Annotated in this window: 23 protein-coding genes, 1 pseudogene and 1 other annotated feature; of the genes and pseudogenes, 17 read left to right on the forward strand and 7 right to left on the reverse strand. The window is 37.9% G+C overall.

Annotated elements, in window-relative coordinates; all coding sequences use genetic code 11:
- The 10 genes from QFZ87_RS07830 (at nt 1) to QFZ87_RS07875 (ending at nt 9,353) form a co-directional block, all read left to right on the forward strand.
- A complete protein-coding gene (locus QFZ87_RS07830) occupies nt 1–1,389 on the forward strand; it encodes a nucleotide sugar dehydrogenase (RefSeq protein ID WP_309859877.1) in 1,389 nt (462 codons plus the stop codon).
- A gap of 1 nt (nt 1,390) precedes the next feature.
- Nucleotides 1,391–2,383, forward strand: coding sequence for an SDR family oxidoreductase (locus QFZ87_RS07835; protein ID WP_309859878.1), 993 nt, complete (start codon nt 1,391–1,393; stop codon nt 2,381–2,383).
- Nucleotides 2,384–2,401: 18 nt separating this feature from the next.
- The gene (locus tag QFZ87_RS07840; RefSeq protein WP_309859880.1) at nt 2,402–3,511 is read left to right on the forward strand and encodes a glycosyltransferase family 1 protein; all 1,110 of its coding nucleotides are present in this window, start codon (nt 2,402–2,404) and stop codon (nt 3,509–3,511) included.
- 6 nt (nt 3,512–3,517) lie between these two features.
- Nucleotides 3,518–4,408 (forward strand): glycosyltransferase family 2 protein, encoded by an 891-nt coding sequence (locus QFZ87_RS07845; protein ID WP_309859881.1) that lies wholly within the window; start codon nt 3,518–3,520, stop codon nt 4,406–4,408.
- 162 nt (nt 4,409–4,570) lie between these two features.
- The gene (locus QFZ87_RS07850) at nt 4,571–4,825 is read left to right on the forward strand and encodes a hypothetical protein (RefSeq protein ID WP_309859883.1); all 255 of its coding nucleotides are present in this window, start codon (nt 4,571–4,573) and stop codon (nt 4,823–4,825) included.
- 89 nt (nt 4,826–4,914) lie between these two features.
- Entirely contained in the window at nt 4,915–5,700 is a 786-nt protein-coding gene (locus tag QFZ87_RS07855; RefSeq protein ID WP_309859885.1) for a hypothetical protein, read from the forward strand.
- Entirely contained in the window at nt 5,697–5,969 is a 273-nt protein-coding gene (locus QFZ87_RS07860) for a PqqD family protein (protein ID WP_309859887.1), read from the forward strand. Before QFZ87_RS07855 ends, QFZ87_RS07860 begins: the two co-directional genes overlap by 4 nt.
- A complete protein-coding gene (locus QFZ87_RS07865; protein WP_309859888.1) occupies nt 5,959–6,417 on the forward strand; it encodes a S24/S26 family peptidase in 459 nt (152 codons plus the stop codon). The genes QFZ87_RS07860 and QFZ87_RS07865 overlap by 11 nt, the downstream gene beginning before the upstream one ends.
- Nucleotides 6,418–6,437: 20 nt before the next feature.
- Nucleotides 6,438–8,246: an ABC transporter ATP-binding protein gene (locus QFZ87_RS07870; RefSeq protein WP_309859890.1), complete on the forward strand. Its 1,809-nt coding sequence runs from the start codon at nt 6,438–6,440 to the stop codon at nt 8,244–8,246.
- A gap of 15 nt (nt 8,247–8,261) precedes the next feature.
- Nucleotides 8,262–9,353, forward strand: coding sequence for a nucleotidyltransferase family protein (locus QFZ87_RS07875; protein ID WP_309859892.1), 1,092 nt, complete (start codon nt 8,262–8,264; stop codon nt 9,351–9,353).
- Nucleotides 9,354–9,372: 19 nt separating this feature from the next.
- On the opposite strand, the gene QFZ87_RS07880 is transcribed toward QFZ87_RS07875, so the two are convergent.
- Both QFZ87_RS07880 and QFZ87_RS07885 read right to left on the reverse strand, forming a co-directional pair.
- A complete protein-coding gene (locus QFZ87_RS07880) occupies nt 9,373–9,813 on the reverse strand; it encodes a VanZ family protein (RefSeq protein ID WP_309859894.1) in 441 nt (146 codons plus the stop codon).
- 122 nt (nt 9,814–9,935) lie between these two features.
- A pseudogene (locus QFZ87_RS07885) lies at nt 9,936–10,998 on the reverse strand (lactonase family protein).
- Nucleotides 10,999–11,099: 101 nt separating this feature from the next.
- Between QFZ87_RS07885 and QFZ87_RS07890 the strand changes: the two are divergent.
- Nucleotides 11,100–11,804: a DsbA family protein gene (locus QFZ87_RS07890; RefSeq protein ID WP_309859896.1), complete on the forward strand. Its 705-nt coding sequence runs from the start codon at nt 11,100–11,102 to the stop codon at nt 11,802–11,804.
- A gap of 1 nt (nt 11,805) precedes the next feature.
- On the forward strand, nt 11,806–12,213 hold the full coding sequence (locus QFZ87_RS07895) for a disulfide oxidoreductase (RefSeq protein WP_309859898.1): 408 nt from the start codon (nt 11,806–11,808) through the stop codon (nt 12,211–12,213).
- Between the two features lie 78 nt (nt 12,214–12,291).
- Here the strand turns inward: QFZ87_RS07895 and QFZ87_RS07900 are convergent, their stop codons facing one another.
- From QFZ87_RS07900 to QFZ87_RS07915, 4 genes are all read right to left on the reverse strand, one after another.
- On the reverse strand, nt 12,292–12,390 hold the full coding sequence (locus QFZ87_RS07900; protein WP_309859900.1) for a YjcZ family sporulation protein: 99 nt from the start codon (nt 12,388–12,390) through the stop codon (nt 12,292–12,294).
- Between the two features lie 133 nt (nt 12,391–12,523).
- A complete protein-coding gene (locus QFZ87_RS07905; protein ID WP_309859902.1) occupies nt 12,524–13,378 on the reverse strand; it encodes a hypothetical protein in 855 nt (284 codons plus the stop codon).
- Nucleotides 13,379–13,495: 117 nt separating this feature from the next.
- On the reverse strand, nt 13,496–14,767 hold the full coding sequence (locus QFZ87_RS07910) for an FAD-dependent oxidoreductase (RefSeq protein WP_309859904.1): 1,272 nt from the start codon (nt 14,765–14,767) through the stop codon (nt 13,496–13,498).
- 144 nt (nt 14,768–14,911) lie between these two features.
- Nucleotides 14,912–15,358, reverse strand: a complete 447-nt coding sequence (locus QFZ87_RS07915) for a Dps family protein (protein WP_309859906.1) — start codon at nt 15,356–15,358, stop codon at nt 14,912–14,914.
- Between the two features lie 355 nt (nt 15,359–15,713).
- Here QFZ87_RS07915 and QFZ87_RS07920 point away from each other — a divergent pair, with 355 nt between their 5' ends.
- Together QFZ87_RS07920 and QFZ87_RS07925 are read left to right on the forward strand one after the other, a co-directional pair.
- Nucleotides 15,714–16,310 carry a cell wall hydrolase gene (locus QFZ87_RS07920; protein ID WP_309859909.1) on the forward strand — a complete coding sequence of 199 codons (597 nt, stop codon included), beginning with the start codon at nt 15,714–15,716 and terminating at the stop codon, nt 16,308–16,310.
- 153 nt (nt 16,311–16,463) lie between these two features.
- The gene (locus QFZ87_RS07925; protein WP_309859911.1) at nt 16,464–17,588 is read left to right on the forward strand and encodes an HAD family hydrolase; all 1,125 of its coding nucleotides are present in this window, start codon (nt 16,464–16,466) and stop codon (nt 17,586–17,588) included.
- A gap of 45 nt (nt 17,589–17,633) precedes the next feature.
- Here the strand turns inward: QFZ87_RS07925 and serA are convergent, their stop codons facing one another.
- Complete coding sequence (gene serA, locus QFZ87_RS07930; RefSeq protein WP_309859913.1) at nt 17,634–19,277, reverse strand: phosphoglycerate dehydrogenase; 1,644 nt, start codon at nt 19,275–19,277, stop codon at nt 17,634–17,636.
- A 72-nt stretch (nt 19,278–19,349) separates the two neighbouring features.
- Nucleotides 19,350–19,561 (reverse strand) — a binding site (T-box leader).
- A 290-nt stretch (nt 19,562–19,851) separates the two neighbouring features.
- Between serA and QFZ87_RS07935 the strand changes: the two genes are divergently transcribed.
- Genes QFZ87_RS07935 through thrB form a run of 3 tightly spaced genes read left to right on the forward strand, consistent with a single transcriptional unit; the run spans nt 19,852 to nt 23,118 of the window.
- Nucleotides 19,852–21,147, forward strand: coding sequence for a homoserine dehydrogenase (locus tag QFZ87_RS07935; RefSeq protein WP_309859915.1), 1,296 nt, complete (start codon nt 19,852–19,854; stop codon nt 21,145–21,147).
- Complete coding sequence (gene thrC / locus QFZ87_RS07940; RefSeq protein ID WP_309859917.1) at nt 21,144–22,214, forward strand: threonine synthase; 1,071 nt, start codon at nt 21,144–21,146, stop codon at nt 22,212–22,214. Before QFZ87_RS07935 ends, thrC begins: the two co-directional genes overlap by 4 nt.
- The gene (gene thrB / locus QFZ87_RS07945; protein ID WP_309867701.1) at nt 22,201–23,118 is read left to right on the forward strand and encodes a homoserine kinase; all 918 of its coding nucleotides are present in this window, start codon (nt 22,201–22,203) and stop codon (nt 23,116–23,118) included. The genes thrC and thrB overlap by 14 nt, the downstream gene beginning before the upstream one ends.
- The last annotated feature ends 15 nt before the right edge of the window (nt 23,119–23,133 follow it).

The following is a 23,133-nucleotide window of genomic DNA, read 5'->3' on the forward strand; positions in this document are numbered from 1 at the left end:
ATGAATTTATATGAAAAAATTGTTAAAAGAGAAGAAAAAGTATCATTAATCGGCCTTGGTTATGTGGGTATGCCTATTGCTGTTTCTTTTGCAAAGAAAGTGGATGTCATTGGTTTTGATGTGAATAAGGAAAAGATTGAGCTTTATAAAAATGGTGTGGACCCTACAAAAGAAGTAGGAAATGAAATAATCAAACTCACAACTGTTGATTTTACCTCAGATGAAAAGAGGCTAAGAGAAGCGAAATTCCATATTGTTGCCGTACCTACCCCTGTTAAAGAAGACCGAACTCCAGACTTAACTCCTATTGAATCAGCCACCCGTACTCTTGGTAGAAATTTAACCAAAGGCTCCATCGTTGTCTTTGAATCTACTGTCTATCCTGGTGTAACAGAGGATTTCTGTGTTCCGATTTTAGAAAAAGAATCTGGTTTAAAGTGTGGAGTAGACTTTAAAGTTGGGTATTCTCCTGAAAGAATAAATCCGGGGGATCAAGAGCATAGACTAGAAACAATCATTAAAGTGGTTTCTGGAATGGATAAAGAATCATTAGAAATTATCGCAAAAGTGTATGAACTTGTTGTCGATGTGGGGGTTTATAAAGCTGAAAGCATTAAAGTGGCTGAGGCAGCAAAGGTAATTGAAAATTCTCAGCGAGACATTAATATCGCTTTTATGAATGAACTTTCTATCATCTTCAATAAGATGGGCATTGATACAAAATCTGTATTAGAGGCGGCAGGAACGAAGTGGAACTTTCTAAAGTTCTCTCCTGGTCTTGTAGGTGGCCATTGTATAGGTGTTGATCCCTACTACCTTACATACAAAGCGGAACAAATGGGCTACTATTCTCAAATTATACTTTCGGGAAGAAAAATTAATGATGATATGGGGAAGTATGTTGCTGAAAGTACAGTAAAGAAAATGATTAAGGCCAATAAACAAATAAATGGCTCAAGAGTAGCTATCTTTGGTGTTACTTTCAAAGAGAACTGTCCGGATGTTCGAAATACAAAAGTAGTCGATGTAATCAAAGAATTAGAAGAGTATGGAGTAGAAGTAAAAGTGGTTGATCCCTTAGCAGATAAAGATGACCTATGGAATGAATATAGAATTAATCCATGTACTCTTGAAGAAATAAAAGAGATGGATGCGATTATCTTTGCCGTAGCCCATGATGAGTTTAAATCTATTTGTTTAGAAGATGTGAAAAAGATGTATAGAAATTCTGCTCAAATGTATATTCATTCTGAAGCCATGAATGAAGTAGCGTCTGCATCTGAGTTTGATACAGAGGCTGAAAGGAATGACCATGTATTAATAGATATTAAGGGAGTATTTAATCGAACAGAAGCAGAGAATTCAGGCTTTTTGTATTGGAGGCTTTAACATGGGATATGAAACTATCAGATTTCCAGAGGGATCTACCTTTTTAGTTACTGGATCAGCAGGATTTATTGGATCAAATTTAGTTGAAGCCATCTTGAATTTAGGTTATCGAGTTCGGGGTCTTGATAATTTTTCAACTGGAAAAAAAGAAAATGTGGATTCATTGTTAGTTAATCCCAACTATGAATTTATTGAAGGAGATATTCGTGACTTGGGTACTTGTATGAAAGCTTGTGAAGGTGTGGATTATGTCCTTCATCAAGCCGCATGGGGAAGTGTTCCAAGAAGTATAGAGATGCCATTATTATATGAAGAAATTAACATTAAAGGCACGTTACATATGATGGAGGCAGCTAGACAGAATGGTGTGAAGAAATTTGTTTACGCCTCAAGTTCATCCGTCTATGGTGACGAGCCTAATCTGCCAAAAAAAGAGGGGAAAGAGGGCAATGTGTTATCCCCTTACGCACTTACCAAAATGGTAGATGAGGAATATGGGAAGCTATATACAAAGCTATACGGACTCGATACCTATGGTTTAAGGTATTTTAATGTATTCGGCCGGAGACAGGATCCTAATGGGGCTTATGCAGCGGTTATTCCCAAATTTATTAAACAACTTCTGAATAATGAAAGGCCGACGATTAATGGTGATGGAAAACAGAGTAGGGATTTTACTTATATTGAAAATGTCATTGAAGCCAATTTGAAGGCCTGTAATGCAAGCAGTGAAGCTGCAGGGCAAGCCTATAATATTGCTTACGGTGGAAGAGAGTTTTTAATAGATATCTATAATCACTTGTTGAATGCATTAGGAAAAGATATTCAACCGGTATTTGGTCCTGATAGAAAAGGTGATATTAAGCATAGCAATGCTGATATATCAAAAGCACAACAAATGCTGGGGTATGAACCAGAGTGGAGTTTTGAGCGAGGTATCGATTCGGCAATAGATTGGTATAAAGAGAATTTGGGATACTTAGAACCGGTGTAAGTTCCAGGAGGGTAGGATATGAGTAAACCTATTAGAGTTCTGCACGTTGTCGTAAATATGAACAGGGGCGGAGCTGAAACCCTGCTTATGAATCTATATAGAAATATAGACCGTTCCAAAATTCAATTCGATTTTCTGACGTGTAAAGAAGGGGTTTTTGATCAAGAAATTAAAGAACTTGGCGGGACCATACATCGAATTCCATATATAAATGAAGTGGGGCATTTTAGTTACATAAAAGCTCTAAATAATTTCTTCTCCACCTATAATGACTATACAATAGTCCATTCACATTTAAATAGAATGAGTGGAGTAGTAGTAAGAGCTGCAAAGAAATTTGGCATTCGGTATTGTATTTCTCACAGTCATAATACTGGTGGGGAAGGCGGAGTTTTATCCAAGGCATATAAATGGTATTCTGGGTTATTTATTCCCTACCATTCTGATTATACTTTTGCATGTTCCGAAGCTGCTGCTAAGTGGTTGTTTGGCAGTAAATCAAATCAAGCAAAATTACTTAAAAATGGAATCGAACCAGAAATGTTTACTTTTTCTTCAGATATAAGAATGAGAATAAGACAGGAATTAGGGATTGATGATCAAATAGTTTTCGGTCATGTTGGTAGATTTACAAAACAAAAGAATCATAAGTTCTTAGTTGAGATTTTTGCTGAATTTGTTAAAAGAAAGCCCAATTCGATCTTATTATTATGTGGTGACGGTGTATTACGGAATGATATTGAAAAAAGAGTATGCGAACTAAATATACAAGATAAGGTAAAGTTTCTAGGTGTTAGAAGTGATATTAATCAACTACTACAAGCTTTTGACCTATTTTTATTTCCTTCCCTGCATGAAGGTTTACCAGTAACGCTCATAGAAGCACAAGCAGCTGGAATACCTTGTTTAATATCAGATGAGATCACAGATGAGGTTGACTTAGGTTTAGGTTTAATGAAATTTTTAAATCTCTCAAGTAAAGATCTTTGGGCTGCTGAACTAGAAAAAATGACCGTGGAAAAAATACAACGTCATACCTCTAAAATAAACATGCTAAGAGACAGTGGGTATGATATTAAGAATACCGCAACATGGCTTCAAGACTTTTATCTATCAAATGCGAGGTGATATTTCTTGCCAATATTGACTGTTTTTACTCCGACCTACAATAGGGCGTATACCCTCCACAAATGTTATGAAAGTCTTAAAAGACAATCAAGTAAAGACTTTATTTGGTTAATTATTGACGATGGGTCTTCTGATAATACCGAGGATTTAGTTAATACGTGGATGGCAGAAAATATTATTTCGATTCAATATTATCGACAGGAAAATCAAGGGATGCATGGTGCACACAATACTGCATATAACTTAATTGATACAGAATTAAATGTCTGTATAGACAGTGATGATTATATGCCTTATGACGCTGTTGAAAAAATTATTTCTTTTTGGAAAGAAAATAGTAGTGAAGATATAGGTGGTATCATTGGGCTTGATTGTAATTCTAAAGGAAAAATTATTGGGACAGAACTTCCAAGTAATATTAAAACCTCCACATTGTTTAACCTATATAATAAATATGGAGTTAAGGGAGATAAGAAACTAGTCTATCGGACGAAACTAACAAGGAAATATCCGTACCCGGTATATCAAAATGAAAAGTTAGTTCCTCTTTCCTATAAATATTACATGCTAGATCAGGAATATGAAATGCTTTTAATGAATGAAGCACTCTGTTGTGTGGAGTATCTACCGGATGGATCATCAATGAATATATTAAAACAATATAAACACAGTCCAAAAGGCTTCAGATTTTATCGAATGGAAATGATGAAATTACCAAAAACACCTTTTCTATTTAGACTTAAGCAGGCAATACATTATGTATCTTGCAGTATCTTTGCAGGAAGTAAAGGAGGAGTTTTAAGACAGTCACCTAAGAAGCTATTGACACTTATTGCTTTACCATTTGGAATTGCACTAAATAAATATATTGTATCTAAGGCTGAAGAAAAATCATAAATTTTTTGTCGAATAAATGTTCTTTTTAAAGAACGTAATGTGATTTATAATTCTATGATAGAGATGTAATTTTCAATTTGTAATTACAAATTCAAGTACAATAAATTTTTTACTCTGTCCGTTCATTATAATGAACTTTTAGTGAACAAAGGAGGTGAGCAAATGATTGCTGAAAGGGTTTATACAAAGCCAACTATTTTAAGCCATCAACAAATCCATTTTGAAACTAGACATAGCTGGAATCCTGGAAAAGGGAAGAGTCCTGAATCTAACGGGAATGGTGGGATAAATTTTCCAGTAGAAAACAATCCAAATCCACAACCTTGTGGAGCGGGAACACCTGGAAATGGAAATGGAAATGGAAATGGTGGGAACAGTGGTGGAATTGGCCAGTGTAATCCAAATGTGAATCCTTAGTTTCAATGGAATGGGAAGGTCAATAGGATAATACATACATTCTACTACTTCCCTTCCACCCATTATGTTTTCTCCCATAGGAGGCCAATATGAACAAACTACTAACAAAAATTGGTGAACATTATGTTCAAATTTTCTGCGAATCAGATACCCTGTATAAATCTACTGAAAAAAACTTTTATCGCAATATGGGGTTAAAAAGTATTAAGCCGAATCTGACCATAAAAATAGATCATGGCTATGGGGTCCCCTTTTTGAACTATGAGGTAGAGATTACGAATTTAGGAGATAAAATAACTTATCGCAGAGCCGATTACCAAATTGAAGTTGATTCAGAATACAAGTCTGCAACTATATCAGTATATGATGAATTGGCCTTGAAACACGCATTAACAAACTTATATAGCTCGTTCATTGTTCATCATAATTGGGGATTACTGCTTCATTCCTCTTGCGCGCTAGAAAATGGAAAGGCACATATTTTTGCTGGGCAGTCCGGCGCTGGTAAATCGACCGCTGCAAAGCTTTCATTTCCTCGTTGTCTTCTATCAGATGAGGCAACACTATTAAAAATCACCTCAAATGGCGTAACGGTATATAATTCTCCATTCCGAAGCGAACTGGAAGCAGAGCCATTTGAAGGTTCGGTAGAGCTAGCGAGTATTCAACTTCTCCACCAATCACTACAAAATAAAAGAATTAAATCTACTAAGTCGGATGCACTCCTTCATTTAATGGATAAGGTTTTTTTCTGGCCTCGGAGCCAGGAAGAAACAAAAAAAATCTTAAAACTTATGACCATGCTAGTCATGCAGGTACCAGTCTATGACCTCTTTTTTCAAAAAAATAATACCTTTTGGGAGTTAATATCATGAATCAGTATATTCAAAAAGAAAATTGTGAGGCAACAGAGTTTGATGGGGAATGGATTATTCTAAATGCCAATCAATGTACTATCACGAAATTGAATGATGTTGGAGGGCATTGCTGGTCATTGTTAAAGGAAGCACAGAATGCGGAAACCCTGACAAAATCTTTGTTGGAAAAGTTCTCTGCAATTGAGGATACACACCAGGTAAGGAAGGATATTGATGAGTTTTTAAACAATCTTGTTCAATATGAACTGATCGACCATGTTGATTGACGAACCTATCTTTAAACTACTTAAACAAGCCATCAACAAGGATGGTTGGATCGAGCTCCCTGCATTTGGAAATAGTATGTTTCCTTACATACGATCGGACGATGTGTGCAGATTTTCACCTTGTGATTCTTCACAATTAAAAAAAGGTGATGTCGTTTTAGTCCAATTACAAACAGGTCAATTGATTGCTCACCGTCTTGTAAAGAAACAAATAGTTAATTACCAACACGTTTTTATTTTAAAAGGGGACACAAACCTGGGGTTCGACAAGCCCATTGAAGAAGGACAGATTCTTGGGAAATTGGTAGATGTGAAAAAACAACACATACATCTATCCCCAGATCACTTTATTATGCGTCTTTGGGGGGGGATGATTCTCACCTTTCCAGTCTTATCCAGCATTTTGCGAAAGTACTTGAATAGGAAGTTAAAATTACAATTTAAATAAACTAATGGAGTGTCCATGCCATGAAAGAACAGCTTAACTCGCTATTTAAACAATATTTTACGATGACAGATATTAAACGGGCTTATTCTTTTGTGTTGCCTTTTATCTTCAAGAGATGGAAGGCTTATTTGATGATTCTTCTTTTATTAGGAGTTGATATTTACTTAACTATTGCTTTCGCAAAATATTATGGTGATATCACGGATGCGGCTATACATGGAGGGTATGAGGAGATTTTATCCTTTATTCCATATGGGGCATTTCTTATTATTGTGAGTATCTCCTCGAATGTTTCCTATACATTCTTTAATTTAATTGCAACCAATGCAGTGAAGATGGATCTTAAAAACCATCTGTTTGATCATATTCTAAGGCTGCCTACGGGAGTGACAGCAAATTACCGTTCAGGTGAATTAATGTCCCATTTTTCCAATGATATTCATGGTGTGGATGGAATGATTGGGAGCAGTCTTCTAAGTCTGATCAGACTACCAATCATCTATATTGTCGTCTTTATCTATTTAATGAATATTAATTTAACACTATGCTTGGTAAGTTTAATCATTGCTCCGATTGCTGCGCTATCGGGAATTGTGTTTGGTTTATTCCTAAGGAAAAATGGCAGATTAATTCACAGATTAATAGGAAATATTAATAGTCTATTAAACGAAACCTTTCATGGTTTCCAAGTCATTCGGTCATTTACACTTGAAAAACTTCAGTACAACAAATTTAGTAAACAAAATCAGGAATTATATCAATTAGAAATGGAGAATGCCAAGCTTCAAAATTGGTATCGAACGGGTGAGCAAATCATTGGGTATATCACCTTTATTATGAATCTATCTATTGGTGCTTTATTTGTTTCAAAAGGCACTTTAACAGTGGGGGCTTTGTTAACTTTTCTTAATCTAGTTACACATTTATTCTATCCAATTACGGGAATGGCCAATGTGTGGGCGGGATTTCAACGGTCGATTGCCGCCCTGGAAAGGGTACTAAATGTTCTTGAAAAACCAGCAGACAGTACAGAACTTCCTTCCTTCTCTCCAAACACTGGAGTAAATGGTGCCATCGAATTCCAAGATGTTACCTTCAGCTATGTGAAAAATAAACCTGTATTTGAACAATTTCATTTTGAAATCCCTGAGGGGAAGGTAGTAGCTTTAGTCGGTCCAAGCGGTGCAGGAAAAAGTACGTTGTTTAATCTGCTTCAAGGGTTTTATAGACCTCAGTCTGGTGACATCCGAATAGCAGGAAAATCAATTCAAGAGTTTTCAGCTTCGGAATTAAGAAGCTCGATTGCATTGGTTCCTCAAGAGACGTTTCTTTTTTCGGGAACGGTGAAAGAAAATTTACTAATTGCCCGTCCTAATATCACCGAAAAAGAAATGGTTGAAGCCACCATTCGGGCTGAAATCCATGATTTCATCCTATCATTGCCAAAGGGTTACGATACGGAAATTGGTGAAAACGGGGTTAAGTTATCCGGCGGACAAAAGCAACGTGTGGCGATCGCGAGAGCTATATTAAAAGATGCACCAATACTTTTATTGGATGAAGCCACATCCGCCTTGGATGGAGAAACCGAATTTTACGTAAAAGAGGCATTGGAGGAATTAATGAGAGGTCGAACAACTATCATCATTGCGCATCGTTTGTCCACTATCCAACACGCAGATGTAATTTATGTTATGGACAAAGGGAAAATTGTTCAGCAGGGAATGCATAAGGAACTAATAAAGCAAATTGGTTTATATCGGAATCTGAATGAAACATCCTTTGGAGTAAAAAATGATAGGGAATTCCCATTGGCTGCAAAATTATAAACAGGGGTGAGGGTCATGAGTACAGAAATGGTTAAGTTAATCTATGATCAAAACACTGTTTTGCCACAGGATGACAAGTTCTATCAACGTGCCCTCCAGTTTATAGAAGAGGATGGAATTTCCTCTCAAGTTTTCTTTTTATTAAAGCAGCAAGGAAGGCTTAGTCAAACTCCTTCCTTTTTTCAGGACCGCTTAAAAGAAAGCTACGACAAAGGGCTTTTTCAAAACCTATTGATAAAAAACCAAACGGATGAAATTCTAAAAGTTTTTGAGGGTAAAGGAATTGAGGTAATCGCACTTAAAGGAGTTTATTTTGCTGAAAGATATTTTGGGCATATTGGGGCAAGGGCCACATCTGATATCGATTTATTAATTCCATTTAAGGAACTGGATCAATCAATTGAAAGCATAAAATCATTAGGATTTACGGTTGAAGAAGAGATGATACCGGGGCATTTTCATTGCAGTTTTAGTAAGAAATTACCTGGTTCCACCATGCCATTAGTGGTGGAATTACATTGGAGTATTGTGAAGCATAATACTTCACAGTTTAATATTAATGACCTATGGGGACAGGCTTTACAAGTCGGTCATTCCAAATATATTAAAGAGCTATCAAGCACCCACTTGTTTTACATGATTTGCCTACATGGTTGGCGTCATAACCTAGAATCTATGAAATATTTTTTGGACATTATTCAATTGATTCATACTTTAGGTAAGGAAATTGATTATGATGACCTTTTAAAACTTGCTGCCTCGCATAAAACAGTGCGACGACTTAAAAGAACCTTGTCCATTGTTTATGAGCAGTTCCCTCATTTAAGTGATGTAAAAAGGTTGCCTTTCGAAGTGAAAACTACAAGATGGGAATACCGACGGGTAAATGGTCTAAAACAATACGTAGACTTTTTCGATTATCAGTTCTTAAGTTATGATACTTTCAAGCATAGTATAATTGAGTTGCATTATTGGTTCTGGCCTTCTAAATATGACCTAGAAACTCAAATTGGTGTGGAACAACAGGGAGCTCCATTGTTTAAAATGTATTTGTCTTTATACAAAAAGAGAATCACTAGTATGGTAAAGGTATTTTTACCTCATTAAACAAAAAATCCTGAAGCACTTAGGCTTTCAGGATTTTTATTATGAACAATACCGAAAAAATACCAAATGAATCGATAGCAAGATCGTAAAATCTGCCATCCCTGCCGAAAAAAAGTTGAACAAATTCGGTTATAAAGGCAAAAACAAGCGAGATGCCAATAGAATATTTGTGACTTTTAATTAAATTAAATAAAAGGAAATCTAATACAGCAAAACCAACGAAATGTCCTAACTTCACTTTAATAAATTCAGGATGAAACGCCGTAAAATCGTTAAAGTAAAAGAAAGATAAAAAGTCTGGATTTGATACCCATTTAAATCCGAATGTATGTAAATACATCAATTTCTCTATGCTTTCAGTCCACGTATTTAATAATAAAAATAGTCCCCAAAAAATAATCGCTACAACAAGTATTACAGTTTTTCTTATAACCCTAGTCTCTATTTGTCGTTGAACCATGAACCTTACTCCTATCCTACATCATTCTTAATTCGATTATAAAAGACAAAACTTGAAAATTTTGTCAATCGAAGGTGTCGAATAAAAGAAAGGAACTGGTTCAACAGTTATTCCTAATAAAACTACCTCACATGCAAAAACTTCACACAAACCGGGTAAGGCACAGCAATGTCAGACTGAATTAACGTTAGTTTTCCAGTTCCTTCATCCCGTGAATAAAGCACAAGATTACCGGACTCCTGATTCGAAGCAACAACAAACTGCTCGCTCGGATCTAGAGAAATAATCCCTCGGCCAATCCCCTTCAGTAGATACATGTTCTACAAAACTTAACTCTCCAGTTTCAGGAGTCACATGAAAAACGGCGATACTGTTATGTCCGCGATTCCCTGCATAGACAAAACGTCCATCAGATGAAATATGGATCGCACTGCCTTGGTTATTTTCAGTGAATCCTTCAGGAAGCGAGGAGATATATTGTTTTTCTGTAAAATGGCCATTTTCCTCGTGATAGGTTAAAACAATGACTTCAGAGCTAAACTCTGTCATTACATAGGCAATTTTTCCATTCGGATGAAAAACTAAATGTCTTGGTCCGCTTCCTGCTTTTAATGGCAGCAGCTTTACTTTCGTCAGCGTTCCGTCACTGTTAACCGCATAGGTAATTAAGGCATCAATCCCTAATTCCACAACAGCTAGATATTTTTCATCAGGAGTAAGTCCTGCATAATGGGTATGAGGCTTTTCCTGTCTTGGGTCAGGCCCAGAACCTTCATGAATCATAGTAGAAGCAGCTGGTAAAATCGAACCATCCTCTTTGTTTAGTAAATGAGATTCTACCAAACCTTTATGGTAGTTAGCACCAAACACATATCGATTTTGGCTGTCTACACTAACATGACATGGAGATGCCCCGGCTGAAAGCTCACGATTAATGGCTGTTAAGCTACCATCTTCATCAATAGAAAAAGCTGCAAGCCCGCCGTTTTCTCCTTCTTTGACAACCGAATAAAGGTATCGGTTATCTTTGCTAATGTTTACATATGTAGGATTTTCTAACTCTGCCGCAATATTAACATTCTCTATCTTTGCATGGCCTGTATTTAAGGTAAAGGAATAGATTCCTTTACTCTCTCCTTTTGTGTACGTCCCAATATAGCCACTAAAATGATTGGTATTTGTCATTTTCTTTCTCCTTAAGTAAAAAAATTAGTATCCTCTATTATAATATCCTATAATTATTTATAAACTATTTTTTCATACATTTCATTTAAAGGAGTTTGAATATGGCAACTAAAAAGAAGAGTACGAAAAACGAAACAAAATCATCCTCTAAGTTTGTCTTTTGGATGGTAGGCATTATTGCAGCCTTTGTTCTAGGATTTATATTTTTAGGAAATCACTCAAAACAAGAAGAGTCTAAAACAAAGGAAGCGATTGATTATAGCAATCAACCGTTTCTTGGAGACAAGTCTGCACCTGTGTCTATTATTGAATTTGGCGATTACAAATGCCCAAATTGTAAGAACTTTACTGAGCAGGTTGTTCCGATTATTCAAAAGGAGCTTGTGGATAATGGGAAAGCTAAATTCTATTTCATGAATGATTCTTTCATCAATGTCGATTCAATTCGTTCGGCTAAATTTGCTGAATCAGTTTATCAGGAGCTTGGAAACGAGAAGTTTTGGAAATTCCATGATCTTCTATATGAAAAGCAGCCAGCCGAGCCAGAAAAGGAAAAGATGGATATTTTCACTGAATCCTTTTTAACTGATACTTTAAAAGAAGTGGCTGATAGCAATGAAGTGGATAAAGTGGTTAAAAACTTCCGTGATAAGAAATCAGAAGAGGCGTGGGACAAGGATATGAGTTACGCAGAAAAACTAGGCGTAACGGGAACACCAACTATTTTCGTTAATGGGAAGCTGTTTGAAGGTCAAACCATCGATGATTTAATTAAAATGGTAGAGGACGCCACTAAGGAGAAATAAAATGAATAAATCATTATTACTTTCATGGATTGCTGCTCTCATTGCTACACTTGGCAGCTTATATTTTAGTGAAGTGATGCACTACATTCCATGTACCCTTTGCTGGTATCAAAGAATTTTCATGTATCCATTAGCCGTTATTTTAGGTATGGCAGTATATCGTAACGATTTAAGAATTCATAAATACGTTTTGCCCTTGTCGATCATTGGCATGTTGATTTCGGGCTATCATACACTGTTGCAAAAGATTCCTTATTTACAGCAGTTTGAAATGTGTACTTCGGGTGTGCCTTGCGCGAGAGATTACATCAATTGGCTTGGTTTTATTACGATCCCTTTATTAGCCTTTATTGCGTTTGCTATTATTACTGTAAGTTTAGTGGTCCTTGCGCGCAGCCATAGAGAGTAGTGTAATCAATTTAAAGAAAAGAGCGGTAAAACCAATCGGTTTTACCGCTCTTTCTGTTTATTAGGTGCATTTTAATAATTAGTATAGATAAGATGCACCAACAATGATCAATAAAATGAACAATACAACGATTAAAGCAAAGCCGTTGTTGTTGTTGTTGTTTCTGCCGTCTGACATAGAAGAACACCTCCCATACTAAACTAATACAATGTATGCAAGTGTTGTACATAGTGAAATGGACAAACGTTGATGGAAAAAGTAAAAAGGCTGAGCCCAATGTGTTTTTTTAACACGGGCCAGCCTTTTCTTGTTATTGCATTGCATCATACACCATCTTCGTTTGTTTGTTCACACCGTACCAGCCCCAGGTTGTCGTATGTCCTTCGCCAGTTTGTGAATTATCGACAACAAACTCATAGACGTGGATAATGTAATCACCGTTATCAGCATCGTGATCATAGACCACTTTAACATTTTGATCAGAAGAAAGGTTAAGATGTTGTTTCACTAATTCCTCTGCTTGTGTATGTGTAAGTGGTTGGTTTGCTTCTTCCTGTTCTTGCTTTGCTTTTGCTTCTTCTTCTTCTGCTTTCTGTTTTGCTTCCTCTAGTTTCTGCTTTTCTTCGTCCGCTGCTTTTTTCTTGTTGGTTGCCTCAATCATAAGTTCAGAAGCTTCTTTTGTGATTTCTTCAATAGAAGGGATATCAGTATATTGAATGGTTTTTGATACTTCTTTAAAGACGTCTAATGCCTGGGCAAATTGATTTTGCTCCATTAATGCTTTACCTTTAATGATTCGTTCCTTCATTGAGTCCGCAAGTGCTTTTGCCTTTTGAATCTCTTTGATGAGTGCATTGGCTTGTTTGTTGATCAGCTTTTTTGTTGCTTTCTGACTTAATAGCTTTTTTAACTTATAAGTGGCAGTATCAAAATCACCTTTATGAAAGAGAGTGACACTTTCCTGCATGCTTTTAGCCGCATGTAGGTAATTCTTTGCCTCATTTGTTTCTTTTTCTTCTAATGCATTTTCGAATTTGTCTTTCGCTTCAGTATAGTTCTCTTTTTCCAGTGCAGCCTTTCCAGCCTCCATACTTTCGGTATAGGCCTTTGGCGTGCAGGCGGAAAGAATCATTACCGTTAGTAATAAAAGAATCCACTTTTTCATAGTTATTCCCCCAATTGCCATTCTAATATCTTGTATTAAATTGTACAGGTTCCGACAGAATCTGACAACAACGGAAGGCAATATGAGAAAAAGGACACCTGATAGGCGTCCTTATTATTAACTATATTGTGGTCGTAGTTTTGTACGTTTATTAACATGCTGCTCTGCACTAAGTGCGGCAATGGCGCCATCTGCAGCAGAAATAACGGCTTGTTTAATTGGCGTTCTACGGGCGTCACCACCGGCAAACACTCCATCAATATTTGTTCGAAGGTATTCATCTACTACTACATAGCCTTCTTCGTCACGCATTACGGCTCCGTTTAAGAAGTCTGTCCCAGGCTTCATTCCACCTAAGTATAAGAAAATACCGTCAACATCCCAAGCTTGTTCATCTTTTTTATCAGTAAGGACGACAATTTTTTCCACACTATCTGTCCCTAGAATTTCACGGACTCGATGACGTCTAAAGATTTCAACCTTAGGATTGGCTTCTAATGAAGAAAGATCTGCGTCTCCTTTTAACTGTTCGGTAGGTATTAGTAATTTCACTTCTTTGCAATACTTAGCTAGTGTCTCAGCCTCATGAATGGCTTCATCATTATCTCCGACAACAGCTACGACTTGGTCCTGATAGAAAGCCGCGTCACAGGTTGAGCAGTAACTTACACCACGTCCGGTAAATTCTTCTTCCCCTTTAATTTTACTGGAGGGGGCTTTTGCACCTACAGCAATAAAGACACTTTTCGCCTGAATAGTTCCCTCGGCAATTTCAATCTTCTTGATTTCATCAGAAAAATTAACAGAAAGTACGGTGGAGCGAACAAATTCTGCCCCGAAATCCTTAGCTTGGGCCTGCATCCTCGTAAGGAGCTCAAGACCGGTTACTTCTTCACGAACACCAGGATAGTTAGCGATTTTATGAGTAATAGCTAGTGTACCTGCTTTAGGAGCCTTATCTATAACAAGCGTTTTTAATTTCCCACGGGCCGCGTAAACAGCTGCTGAGGCACCTGCAGGACCACCGCCAATTGTAACGAAGTCATATACTTCATCAAGTACTCTTTGATTAACTGATTGAAAAATGTTGTCTGCTGTCTCTTCTGGTGCTTCCGCTTGAGTAGGAGGTGTCACACTCGCAGGTGTAGTTTCTGAAAGACCGAGAAGCTTATTGAATTTTTTCTCTTGAAAACCTAAGACTAGCTTTCCATTAATAAGGGTTGCTGGGGTTCCAAAGATTTTCCGTTCCTTTAATTGATCAAAATATTCTTTATGTATAGAGGCATTTCGCTCTTCAAATTCAATTCCGTGTTCCTTAAGGAAAGCCTTAACCTTTTCACAATATGGGCAGCCTGTACTACTGTAGACAATTACTTCTAGTTTCTCCATGTTTCTACCTCCCAGTAGGAATTTATCTAATTATTATAATAATATTAATACTAAATAAAAGTCAAACCTTTTTAATAATTATTATAATTTAAAAAAGAAGGATGACTCCAATGGTTTAATGAGTCATCCGCTTTTGATCTATTTTTAAACTTTTTTACCTAGATAAGCAGTTAACATCCAAATGTGTTTCTCTAAACCAGAATGAATCGCTAGTAGCATATCTCCTGTTGTTTCATCATCTAATTCCTCTGCAGTACTCATTCCTTCTTTTAATTCACCTGTGATGATGGAGAAATCATTTATAATAGACTGAACCATCTCAGATGCCGATTCCTTACCAGATGCTTCTTCAATAGAGGATCGTTCTAGACATTCCTTCATAGTTGCAACGGGATTGCCTCCAACTGCAAGTAATCGCTCAGCTAACTCATCTACATGTAACCCAGCCTCATTATAGAACTCTTCGAATTTAGCATGTAAGGTGAAGAAATTTTCGCCCTTCACATACCAATGGTAGTTGTGTAACTTGATGTACAAGACAGACCAATTGGCAATTTGTTTGTTGAGTACGTCAACTAATTGATTTTTCATTTGCAAAGCCTCCCAATTATTTTGTCTCTTTTATATTACCCAAGTTTTGGGTGACAACTTACATGAAAATAAGGATATTGTTGTCAATATCGTGAAAACTGGGTCTTTTTGGCTCCATTCTATGTTACATAGCTGATATAAATTGTAATAAGGCAACCGAAACTATCCAATAAAACCATTTTTAGGATGAAAAATTAAACTGGTTTAAAATTCCATTTAATAGAGAAATAGCATGAGGTTGGGCACGGTTTTAGTAGTTTACTAGTTACCACTTTTTGGACGATGAATTAGTATGTTACAACTGATAGCCTTATGAGTAGAGAAACGACAGACAAAATACGGGAGGTACTAACACATGAAAAAACTTAAAAAACTAGTTATTGCAACGGGATTAATTTTATCAATGTCAGCCTTTACGTTAACTGAAAAGTCAGAAGCGGCGACGACTACTCATAAAATTCAATCCGGAGAAACCTACTGGAACATAGCAAAAGGCTTTGGTGTGCCAATCAATACATTAATGGCGACAAATCAATCGAAACCACTTTATACTGGTCAAAACATGTTAATTCCTAACTCGCCAATTACACCTGCAGAGAAAGAATTAATGGCACGTTTAGTTCATGCAGAGGCTGTAGGAGAACCATATGCAGGGAAGGTTGCAGTCGCAACTGTTATCTTAAATAGAGTGAAGAGCCCTGATTTCCCTTCAACGGTGAAAAGCGTTATCTATCAAATTTCAAATGGCCACTATGCATTCACACCTGTCGCAAACGGTCAAATTAATCAACCAGCAGATTATGCTTCAAAGAGAGCCGTTAATGAAGCAATCGCATTTATGGGAAAAGGGAAAGGATCCTTATTCTTCTATAATCCTAAAACTTCTACCAGCTCTTGGATTACATCACGCCAAGTGACTGTGACAATCGGTAATCACCGCTTCGCGAGATAATAGTTATCCTAAAAAGCTAGCCTAATTGGTTAGCTTTTTTTATTATGTGCAAAATTAAACCATCTTATTTTTTTTAACAAATTCCTTTAAGTAAGTAGGATTGCTGTGTTACGATAGCGTATAAAAGCATAATTAGAAGTGAGGGAAGGAAAATTGATTAAAACGATTTTGTTTGACGTGGATGGTGTCCTGTTAAGTGAAGAACACTATTTTGATGCTTCGGCATTGACGGTTTGGGAGATGTTAATTAGTAATAAGTACTTAGGGCTGTCTCCGGATAAGTTTAAAACAGACTATACGGCAGAGGAATTGAAGGGAATAAGAGAACAAGTTTTTATAAACGACCAAATTCTTAAGTTTATGAAATCACGCGGCTTAAACGCGAACTGGGATATGATCTATCTTTCCTTCAGCCATCAACTAATCCATCTGTTATCACAAATAAAAGAGTATGAATTTGAAAAAATTAATAACTGGTGTCAGGCACCCATTAATCGTGAAACGTTGCTAGAGATTGGAAGGGTTCTTGGGAATTATCCTGTAAAGATGGATTTTTCTTTGTTTGTGAAGGAATTTGAGCAATCTGAGGCAACGAAGCAGGAATTACTGGGCTATTTAAATGAGTTAGCTTATGAGAAGTTGGGAGTGGAAACGTCCATTTTTCTAAAAGGGGAGCTGTGGTCTGTCTGTGAACATGTTTCCCAGGAGTGGTATGTAGGGGATGAGCATGTTTTAGCTTCTACTGGTAGACCATCGGTACAACAAGGTAAACATGGCTTCCTTGCCAATGAAACAACATTAGCTCCTCAGGAAGAAATTAGTGAACTGTTCGATTTCCTAACTACCTCTGGATATACGATTGGTATAGGAACAGGGAGACCGGAATTAGAAACGATTCAGCCTTTTCACCATTTAAATTGGTTACAGTATTTTGAAGAAAATAGGATTGTAACAGCTGATGAGGTGCTAAAGGCAGAACAACAGCTTCCAGAAACAAAATCTTTGTCTAAGCCTCATCCGTTTACGTACATCATGGGTCTTAAGGGGAAAGGCACATCTGTGTCAGACTGTTTAAATACTACTCTGCCTATTGAAAATGGAGAAGAGGTCTTAGTTGTCGGAGATTCCTTGGCAGATTTGCTTGCTGCTAGACAATTGGGATGTCAATTTGCTGCTGTCTTAACTGGTTTATCTGGAAAAGACGCAAGAAGCGAATTTGAAAAACATGCGGCGGACTATATTTTAGATTCCGTATTAGATATTAAGGGGATTTTATAAAAAGAAAGAGGGATTGCAATCTACGCAATCCCTCTTTCTATGAACCTAAATGCTCTCTACCTTCTCAGGTTCCAACCGCCCAGGCTCAAACGAATCGACCGTACTCAACTCCAGGACTTGAGCTTCATTTAATCCATCAATCATCTTTAGGACACGGATCACATTTGGACTTAATGTTTTATCAAGAGTTAACACCATGATTGCCTCGCCGCCTACTTCCGTCCGGCCTACCTGCATCGTACCAATATTGATGCTGTGATCGCCCAATAATGAACCCACTTTTCCAATCATACCAGGTACGTCGCGATGCTTAATATATAACAAGTACTTCTCTGGTTTCACATCAATCCGGTATTGGTTAATTTTCAAAATCCTCGCGCCATATCCATTTAAGACCGTTGCTCCAATCTTCGCGGTCTCATTACCCTGTGATACGCTTAGCTCCATATAATTCGCAAAGCCTTTATTAGTTGCATTCTTTACTACATTATGAGACACACCTTGCTCCTTCAAAAGGTGAAGTGCGTTAATCAAATTGACGGAATCACTTAAATGATAAGATAATACACCTTTTAATAAAGTACGAGTTAATAACTCTGTATCTTCGTTTACTAAATCACCATAATAATTGATTTCTATTTTGGTTGGAGCTTGCTTGTTTAATAATTGAATGACAAGCTGGCCCATTTGATCGCCAAGAAGTAAATAGGGCTGCAATTTTGCCTGTGTTTCCCCAGACATTTGCGGCATATTAACAGCATGTTGAATCGACTGTGTCTCAAAAATTTCGATAATTTCCGCGCTTACCTCTTGGGCTACTTTCTCCTGTGCCTCAACAGTTGATGCACCGAGATGTGGCGTTACAATAATGTTTGGATTTTCTAGTAATTCCGGATCTGCAACTGGCTCTTTTTCAAACACATCAAGCGCTGCTCCGGCAACATGGCCGGATTGCACGGCTCTTACCAGTGCTTTTTCATCAATAATGCCTCCGCGAGCACAGTTGACAAAGCGGACACCTTTTTTTGTTTTGCTTAAGTACTCATCGTTAATTAGTCCTCTTGTATCGTTAGTTAGAGGGGTATGGATCGTAATAAAATCTGATTCCTGTGCAATTAAATCAAGGCTTGCCTTTGTCATCCCCAGTTTTTTGGCCCGTTCCTCTGTCAAATAAGGGTCAAAACCTAAAATGTTCATTCCAAAGCTTTTGGCGCGTTTTGCTACCTCGGTACCAATCTTACCCATTCCAATGACACCTAGTGTTTTCTTATAAAGCTCCACCCCTTTAAAGGAGTTCCGGTCCCATTCGCCATTTGATGTTTTTTTGTGGGCTTGGGGAATTTTTCGAGCTAAGGATAGCATCATCGCTAAGGTATGTTCTGTTGCTGCAATTGTATTGGCACCAGGAGCATTAATAACAATAATTCCTTTACGAGTAGCTGCATTTACATCAATATTATCAACGCCAACACCTGCTCTTGCGATGACTCGTAATCGGCCCGCCACTTCTAGAAGCTCCCCGGTTACTTTTGTTTGGCTTCTCACAATGAGTGCGTCGTAATTCCCAATAATGGTCTTCAACTCTTCAACAGGAAGAGTGGGTTGCCGGTCGACAACGAAATTAGGATGGTCCAATAAGCTTTTTAATCCTGTATTGCTAATTCCATCGGTTACAAGTACTTTGTACATTTTCCTCCAAGCCTCCTCAATTTTTGCTTTCTAATAAAAAACGTCCCTCATAACAGACAGATTTGTCTTGTTATGAGGGACGTAAGGTCACGTGGTGCCACCCTCTTTTGCTGCACAAAAGAAGTGCAGCCTCAAGAAATTAACGGTTTCTACCGGGCGAGCCTACTAAAAGTCTTCAGCAGCCAGTTCAGAAGGGCTAGGCATGTTAAGAAACAGCACCGGTTCGCAGCAGCCACCGGCTCTCTGAAGCTTTTTCTTAATGCCGTCTTCATCAATACTTTTTTCAATTATAAAAGAAACTAATTTGTACGAAATTTCAAAATTCAATTGAATATAGGGATTATTCTACAACCATACCTTCAGGATTGTAAAGGGATAAAGCGGAAAAAATTTTAACTTTTTGAGTGAGGAAATTCACCATAAAAAAGTTATTCAGTAACGGCGCGGTAGTAAGCGATTACATGCATTTCCACCTAAATAAATATATTGTAAAAAAATTCAGACAGTCATATAATGTCTACAACAGAAAAACATTTGTGCGTGATATACGGACACATGTATGGGAGGCGAACACATGAAAGCAATCTCTATTGGATTATTAGGCTTAGGAACAGTTGGTTCAGGTGTAGTCAAAATCATTAAAAATCATCAGGATAAGTTAATTCACCAAGTGGGGTGTCCGGTAGTCATCAAAAAAATTCTTGTACAAGACCTACATAAAAGTAGACCTGTTGAGGTAGAAGCTCAAATGTTAACGTCAAGCGCCGATGATATTCTTTTCGACAATGACATTGATGTTGTTATTGAAGTAATGGGCGGAGTACAAGATACAAAGGATTATTTAATTACTGCTCTTCGCCAAGGAAAACATGTGGTTACAGCGAATAAAGATTTAATGGCCTTGCATGGTTCAGAGCTGTTAACCGTCGCCTCAGAACATGGCTGTGACTTGTTTTATGAAGCAAGTGTGGCGGGAGGCATTCCCATTTTAAGAGGCTTGGTTGACGGCCTGGCATCTGACCGGATTACACAAATGATGGGTATCGTAAATGGGACCACTAACTATATTTTAACAAAAATGAGCAATGAAGGCCGCTCCTATGACGAAGTTCTTAAAGAAGCCCAGGAGCTGGGATTTGCGGAGGCCGATCCAACCTCAGATGTAGAAGGGTTAGACGCCGCACGAAAAATGACCATCTTAGCGACACTAGGATTCTCTATGCATATCGATTTGGATGATGTAAAAGTAAATGGTATTTCTAATGTAACAGAAGAGGACTTACGCTACGGAAAACAATTAGGCTATACAATGAAACTAATTGGCTTCGCTCACCGTGAAGGAGAAAAAGTAGAAGTAAGTGTGGCCCCGACGTTCTTATCAGATAATCATCCACTTGCTTCTGTTCAAAATGAATACAATGCGGTTTATGTCTATGGTGAAGCAGTGGGGGAAACGATGTTTTACGGACCAGGGGCAGGAAGTTTACCAACCGCAACTGCCGTTGTTTCTGATCTTGTAGGTGTAATTAAAAATTTAAGACTGGGTGTAAATGGCCGAAGTGCGGTTACACCGCAGTACCCTAAGCGATTAAAAGAAGATGAAGAGAAATTCTCCAAGTATTTTCTGCGAATTCATGTCCAGGATGAGGTAGGCGTGTTTGCTGATATTACCTCCATTTTTGCAAAATACGGAGTTAGCTTTGAAAAAATTCTTCAATTGCCAATTAAGAAAAATGAAACATCAGAAATTGTTTTAGTGACCCATCGAGCATCTGTAACAGATTACGATAAAATTCTACTAGAATTATATGATTTAACAGCAGTCAAAGAAATAAAAAGTGCATATAGGGTTGTGAGGAAATCATTATGAGATGGCCAGGACTATTAGAAGCATATAAAGAATTTTTACCAATCAATAACGAGACTCCTAAACTAACATTAAACGAAGGAAATACGCCTTTAATCAAGCTTGAACGGCTTTCAAAGGAGTGGGATGTGGACCTCTATGTAAAGATGGAAGGTGCAAACCCAACTGGTTCATTTAAAGACAGAGGAATGGTGATGGCTGTGGCCAAAGCCGTAGAGGAAGGAAGTAAGACGGTGATCTGCGCCTCTACGGGTAACACTTCTGCTGCTGCAGCAGCATACGCAGCACGAGCAGGATTAAAGTGTATTATCGTTATACCAGAAGGGAAAATTGCCTTAGGCAAGCTTGCCCAAGCGATGATGTATGGAGCTGAGATCATCTCTATTGAGGGGAATTTTGATCAGGCATTGCAAATGGTTCGAAATATTAGCGAAGAAGAGCCAATCACACTTGTGAATTCCGTTAATCCATTCAGACTGGAAGGGCAAAAGACGGCTGCATTTGAGGTTTGTGAGCAGTTAGGAGAAGCGCCAGATATTTTGGCCATCCCAGTCGGAAACGCAGGAAACATTAGTGCCTATTGGAAAGGATTTAAAGAATTTGCTGATAAAAGGAGAACCGGGTTGCCAAGAATGTTTGGCTATGAAGCAGCAGGAGCGGCTGCTCTTGTGCATAACCGAGTATTTGAAAATCCAGAAACAATCGCAACGGCCATTCGAATTGGGAACCCCGCTAGCTGGGATTTAGCTGTTTCTGCTGTTCAAGAGTCAGATGGTCAGTTTGATGAAGTAACAGACGAAGAGATTATTGCTGCCTATAAAAAACTAGCTTCATCGGAAGGGGTCTTTGCTGAACCTGCATCCTGTGCCTCCATTGCTGGTATTTATAAAAGTATCCAACAGGGAAAGGTAAAAAAAGGGACAAAAATTGTGGCTGTCCTCACTGGAAATGGGTTGAAAGATCCAGATACAGCTATTGGCAGCAGTCTAGTTAAACCAGTTCAGTTGCCAAATGATGAAGAGGCGGTAAAAGGTCATATCAAAGGTGTTGTCCAACGTGACACTAAATGATCGACTAATCATTAAAATACCAGCAAGTTCAGCTAATCTCGGACCAGGATTTGATTCAATCGGTCTAGCTCTTAATTTGTATTTGACCTTAGAAGTTGATAAGCATGACAAATGGGAATGCCGATCACAATGTGAGGAATTAAAGGATTTACCAACTGATGAGAGTCATTTCATTTGCCAAGTTGCGATCCAGACAGCAGCTCACTATGGCATAAAACTATCCCCATGTAAAATTAGTGTGGATAGTGAGATTCCTTTAGCACGTGGACTAGGCTCAAGTGCCGCAGCCATTGTGGCCGGTATTGAGCTGGCTGATTCAGTAGGAGACCTGGGCTTGACTAAGCAAGAGAAGCTTCTCCTTGCTACTAAATGGGAGGGTCATCCTGATAATGTTGGTGCATCTCTTTTTGGAGGACTTGTCATTGGTTGTTATGGCCAAGATGAAGTAGATATGCTCTCCTTTACGGACCTTCCTTTTGAGATGGTAGCCCTGATTCCACAAGACATATTACTGACTAAAGAATCCCGAGAAGTTCTGCCGACAACCTATTCTCAAGGAGAGGCAATCCAAGCCTCTTCTACAGCCAATCTATTAGTTGCAGCTCTATTAAGCCAAAATTGGTCATTAGCGGGAAAAATGATGGAGAAGGACTTGTTTCATCAGCCTTACCGTAAACCGCTTATTCACGCTTATCATGAAATGGAACAACTGGCCAAATCTAGTGGCGCATTCGGGGTAGCGCTAAGCGGTGCTGGACCAACGGTTATTTGTTTTATCGAGAAAGGAAAGGGGAAGCAGCTTATGCATGCGATGCAAGCTGGATTTCCTGAAATGAACGCAAAGCTGTTGTCCATCAGCAATACAGGAAGTAATAAATGTACCGCAGAAGAATTTGTTCAGTAGAAAGAAAGGAGGCAG

The sequence above is a fragment of the Bacillus sp. SLBN-46 genome (assembly GCF_031453555.1).
Classification (GTDB): domain Bacteria; phylum Bacillota; class Bacilli; order Bacillales; family Cytobacillaceae; genus Neobacillus.

Excerpts from the sequence above, each read along its gene's own strand:
- QFZ87_RS07890 (WP_309859896.1), top strand. The coding sequence starts at position 11,100 with ATGGCAACTAAAAAGAAGAGTACGAAAAACGAAACAAAATCATCCTCT.
- QFZ87_RS07870 (WP_309859890.1), top strand. The coding sequence starts at position 6,438 with ATGAAAGAACAGCTTAACTCGCTATTTAAACAATATTTTACGATGACA.
- QFZ87_RS07920 (WP_309859909.1), top strand. The coding sequence starts at position 15,714 with ATGAAAAAACTTAAAAAACTAGTTATTGCAACGGGATTAATTTTATCA.
- QFZ87_RS07835 (WP_309859878.1), top strand. The coding sequence starts at position 1,391 with ATGGGATATGAAACTATCAGATTTCCAGAGGGATCTACCTTTTTAGTT.
- QFZ87_RS07875 (WP_309859892.1), top strand. The coding sequence starts at position 8,262 with ATGAGTACAGAAATGGTTAAGTTAATCTATGATCAAAACACTGTTTTG.
- QFZ87_RS07910 (WP_309859904.1), bottom strand. The coding sequence starts at position 14,767 with ATGGAGAAACTAGAAGTAATTGTCTACAGTAGTACAGGCTGCCCATAT.
- QFZ87_RS07935 (WP_309859915.1), top strand. The coding sequence starts at position 19,852 with ATGAAAGCAATCTCTATTGGATTATTAGGCTTAGGAACAGTTGGTTCA.
- QFZ87_RS07865 (WP_309859888.1), top strand. The coding sequence starts at position 5,959 with ATGTTGATTGACGAACCTATCTTTAAACTACTTAAACAAGCCATCAAC.
- QFZ87_RS07895 (WP_309859898.1), top strand. The coding sequence starts at position 11,806 with ATGAATAAATCATTATTACTTTCATGGATTGCTGCTCTCATTGCTACA.
- QFZ87_RS07850 (WP_309859883.1), top strand. The coding sequence starts at position 4,571 with ATGATTGCTGAAAGGGTTTATACAAAGCCAACTATTTTAAGCCATCAA.
- QFZ87_RS07840 (WP_309859880.1), top strand. The coding sequence starts at position 2,402 with ATGAGTAAACCTATTAGAGTTCTGCACGTTGTCGTAAATATGAACAGG.
- serA (WP_309859913.1), bottom strand. The coding sequence starts at position 19,277 with ATGTACAAAGTACTTGTAACCGATGGAATTAGCAATACAGGATTAAAA.
- QFZ87_RS07880 (WP_309859894.1), bottom strand. The coding sequence starts at position 9,813 with ATGGTTCAACGACAAATAGAGACTAGGGTTATAAGAAAAACTGTAATA.
- QFZ87_RS07860 (WP_309859887.1), top strand. The coding sequence starts at position 5,697 with ATGAATCAGTATATTCAAAAAGAAAATTGTGAGGCAACAGAGTTTGAT.
- QFZ87_RS07900 (WP_309859900.1), bottom strand. The coding sequence starts at position 12,390 with ATGTCAGACGGCAGAAACAACAACAACAACAACGGCTTTGCTTTAATC.
- QFZ87_RS07905 (WP_309859902.1), bottom strand. The coding sequence starts at position 13,378 with ATGAAAAAGTGGATTCTTTTATTACTAACGGTAATGATTCTTTCCGCC.
- QFZ87_RS07855 (WP_309859885.1), top strand. The coding sequence starts at position 4,915 with ATGAACAAACTACTAACAAAAATTGGTGAACATTATGTTCAAATTTTC.
- QFZ87_RS07830 (WP_309859877.1), top strand. The coding sequence starts at position 1 with ATGAATTTATATGAAAAAATTGTTAAAAGAGAAGAAAAAGTATCATTA.
- QFZ87_RS07915 (WP_309859906.1), bottom strand. The coding sequence starts at position 15,358 with ATGAAAAATCAATTAGTTGACGTACTCAACAAACAAATTGCCAATTGG.
- thrC (WP_309859917.1), top strand. The coding sequence starts at position 21,144 with ATGAGATGGCCAGGACTATTAGAAGCATATAAAGAATTTTTACCAATC.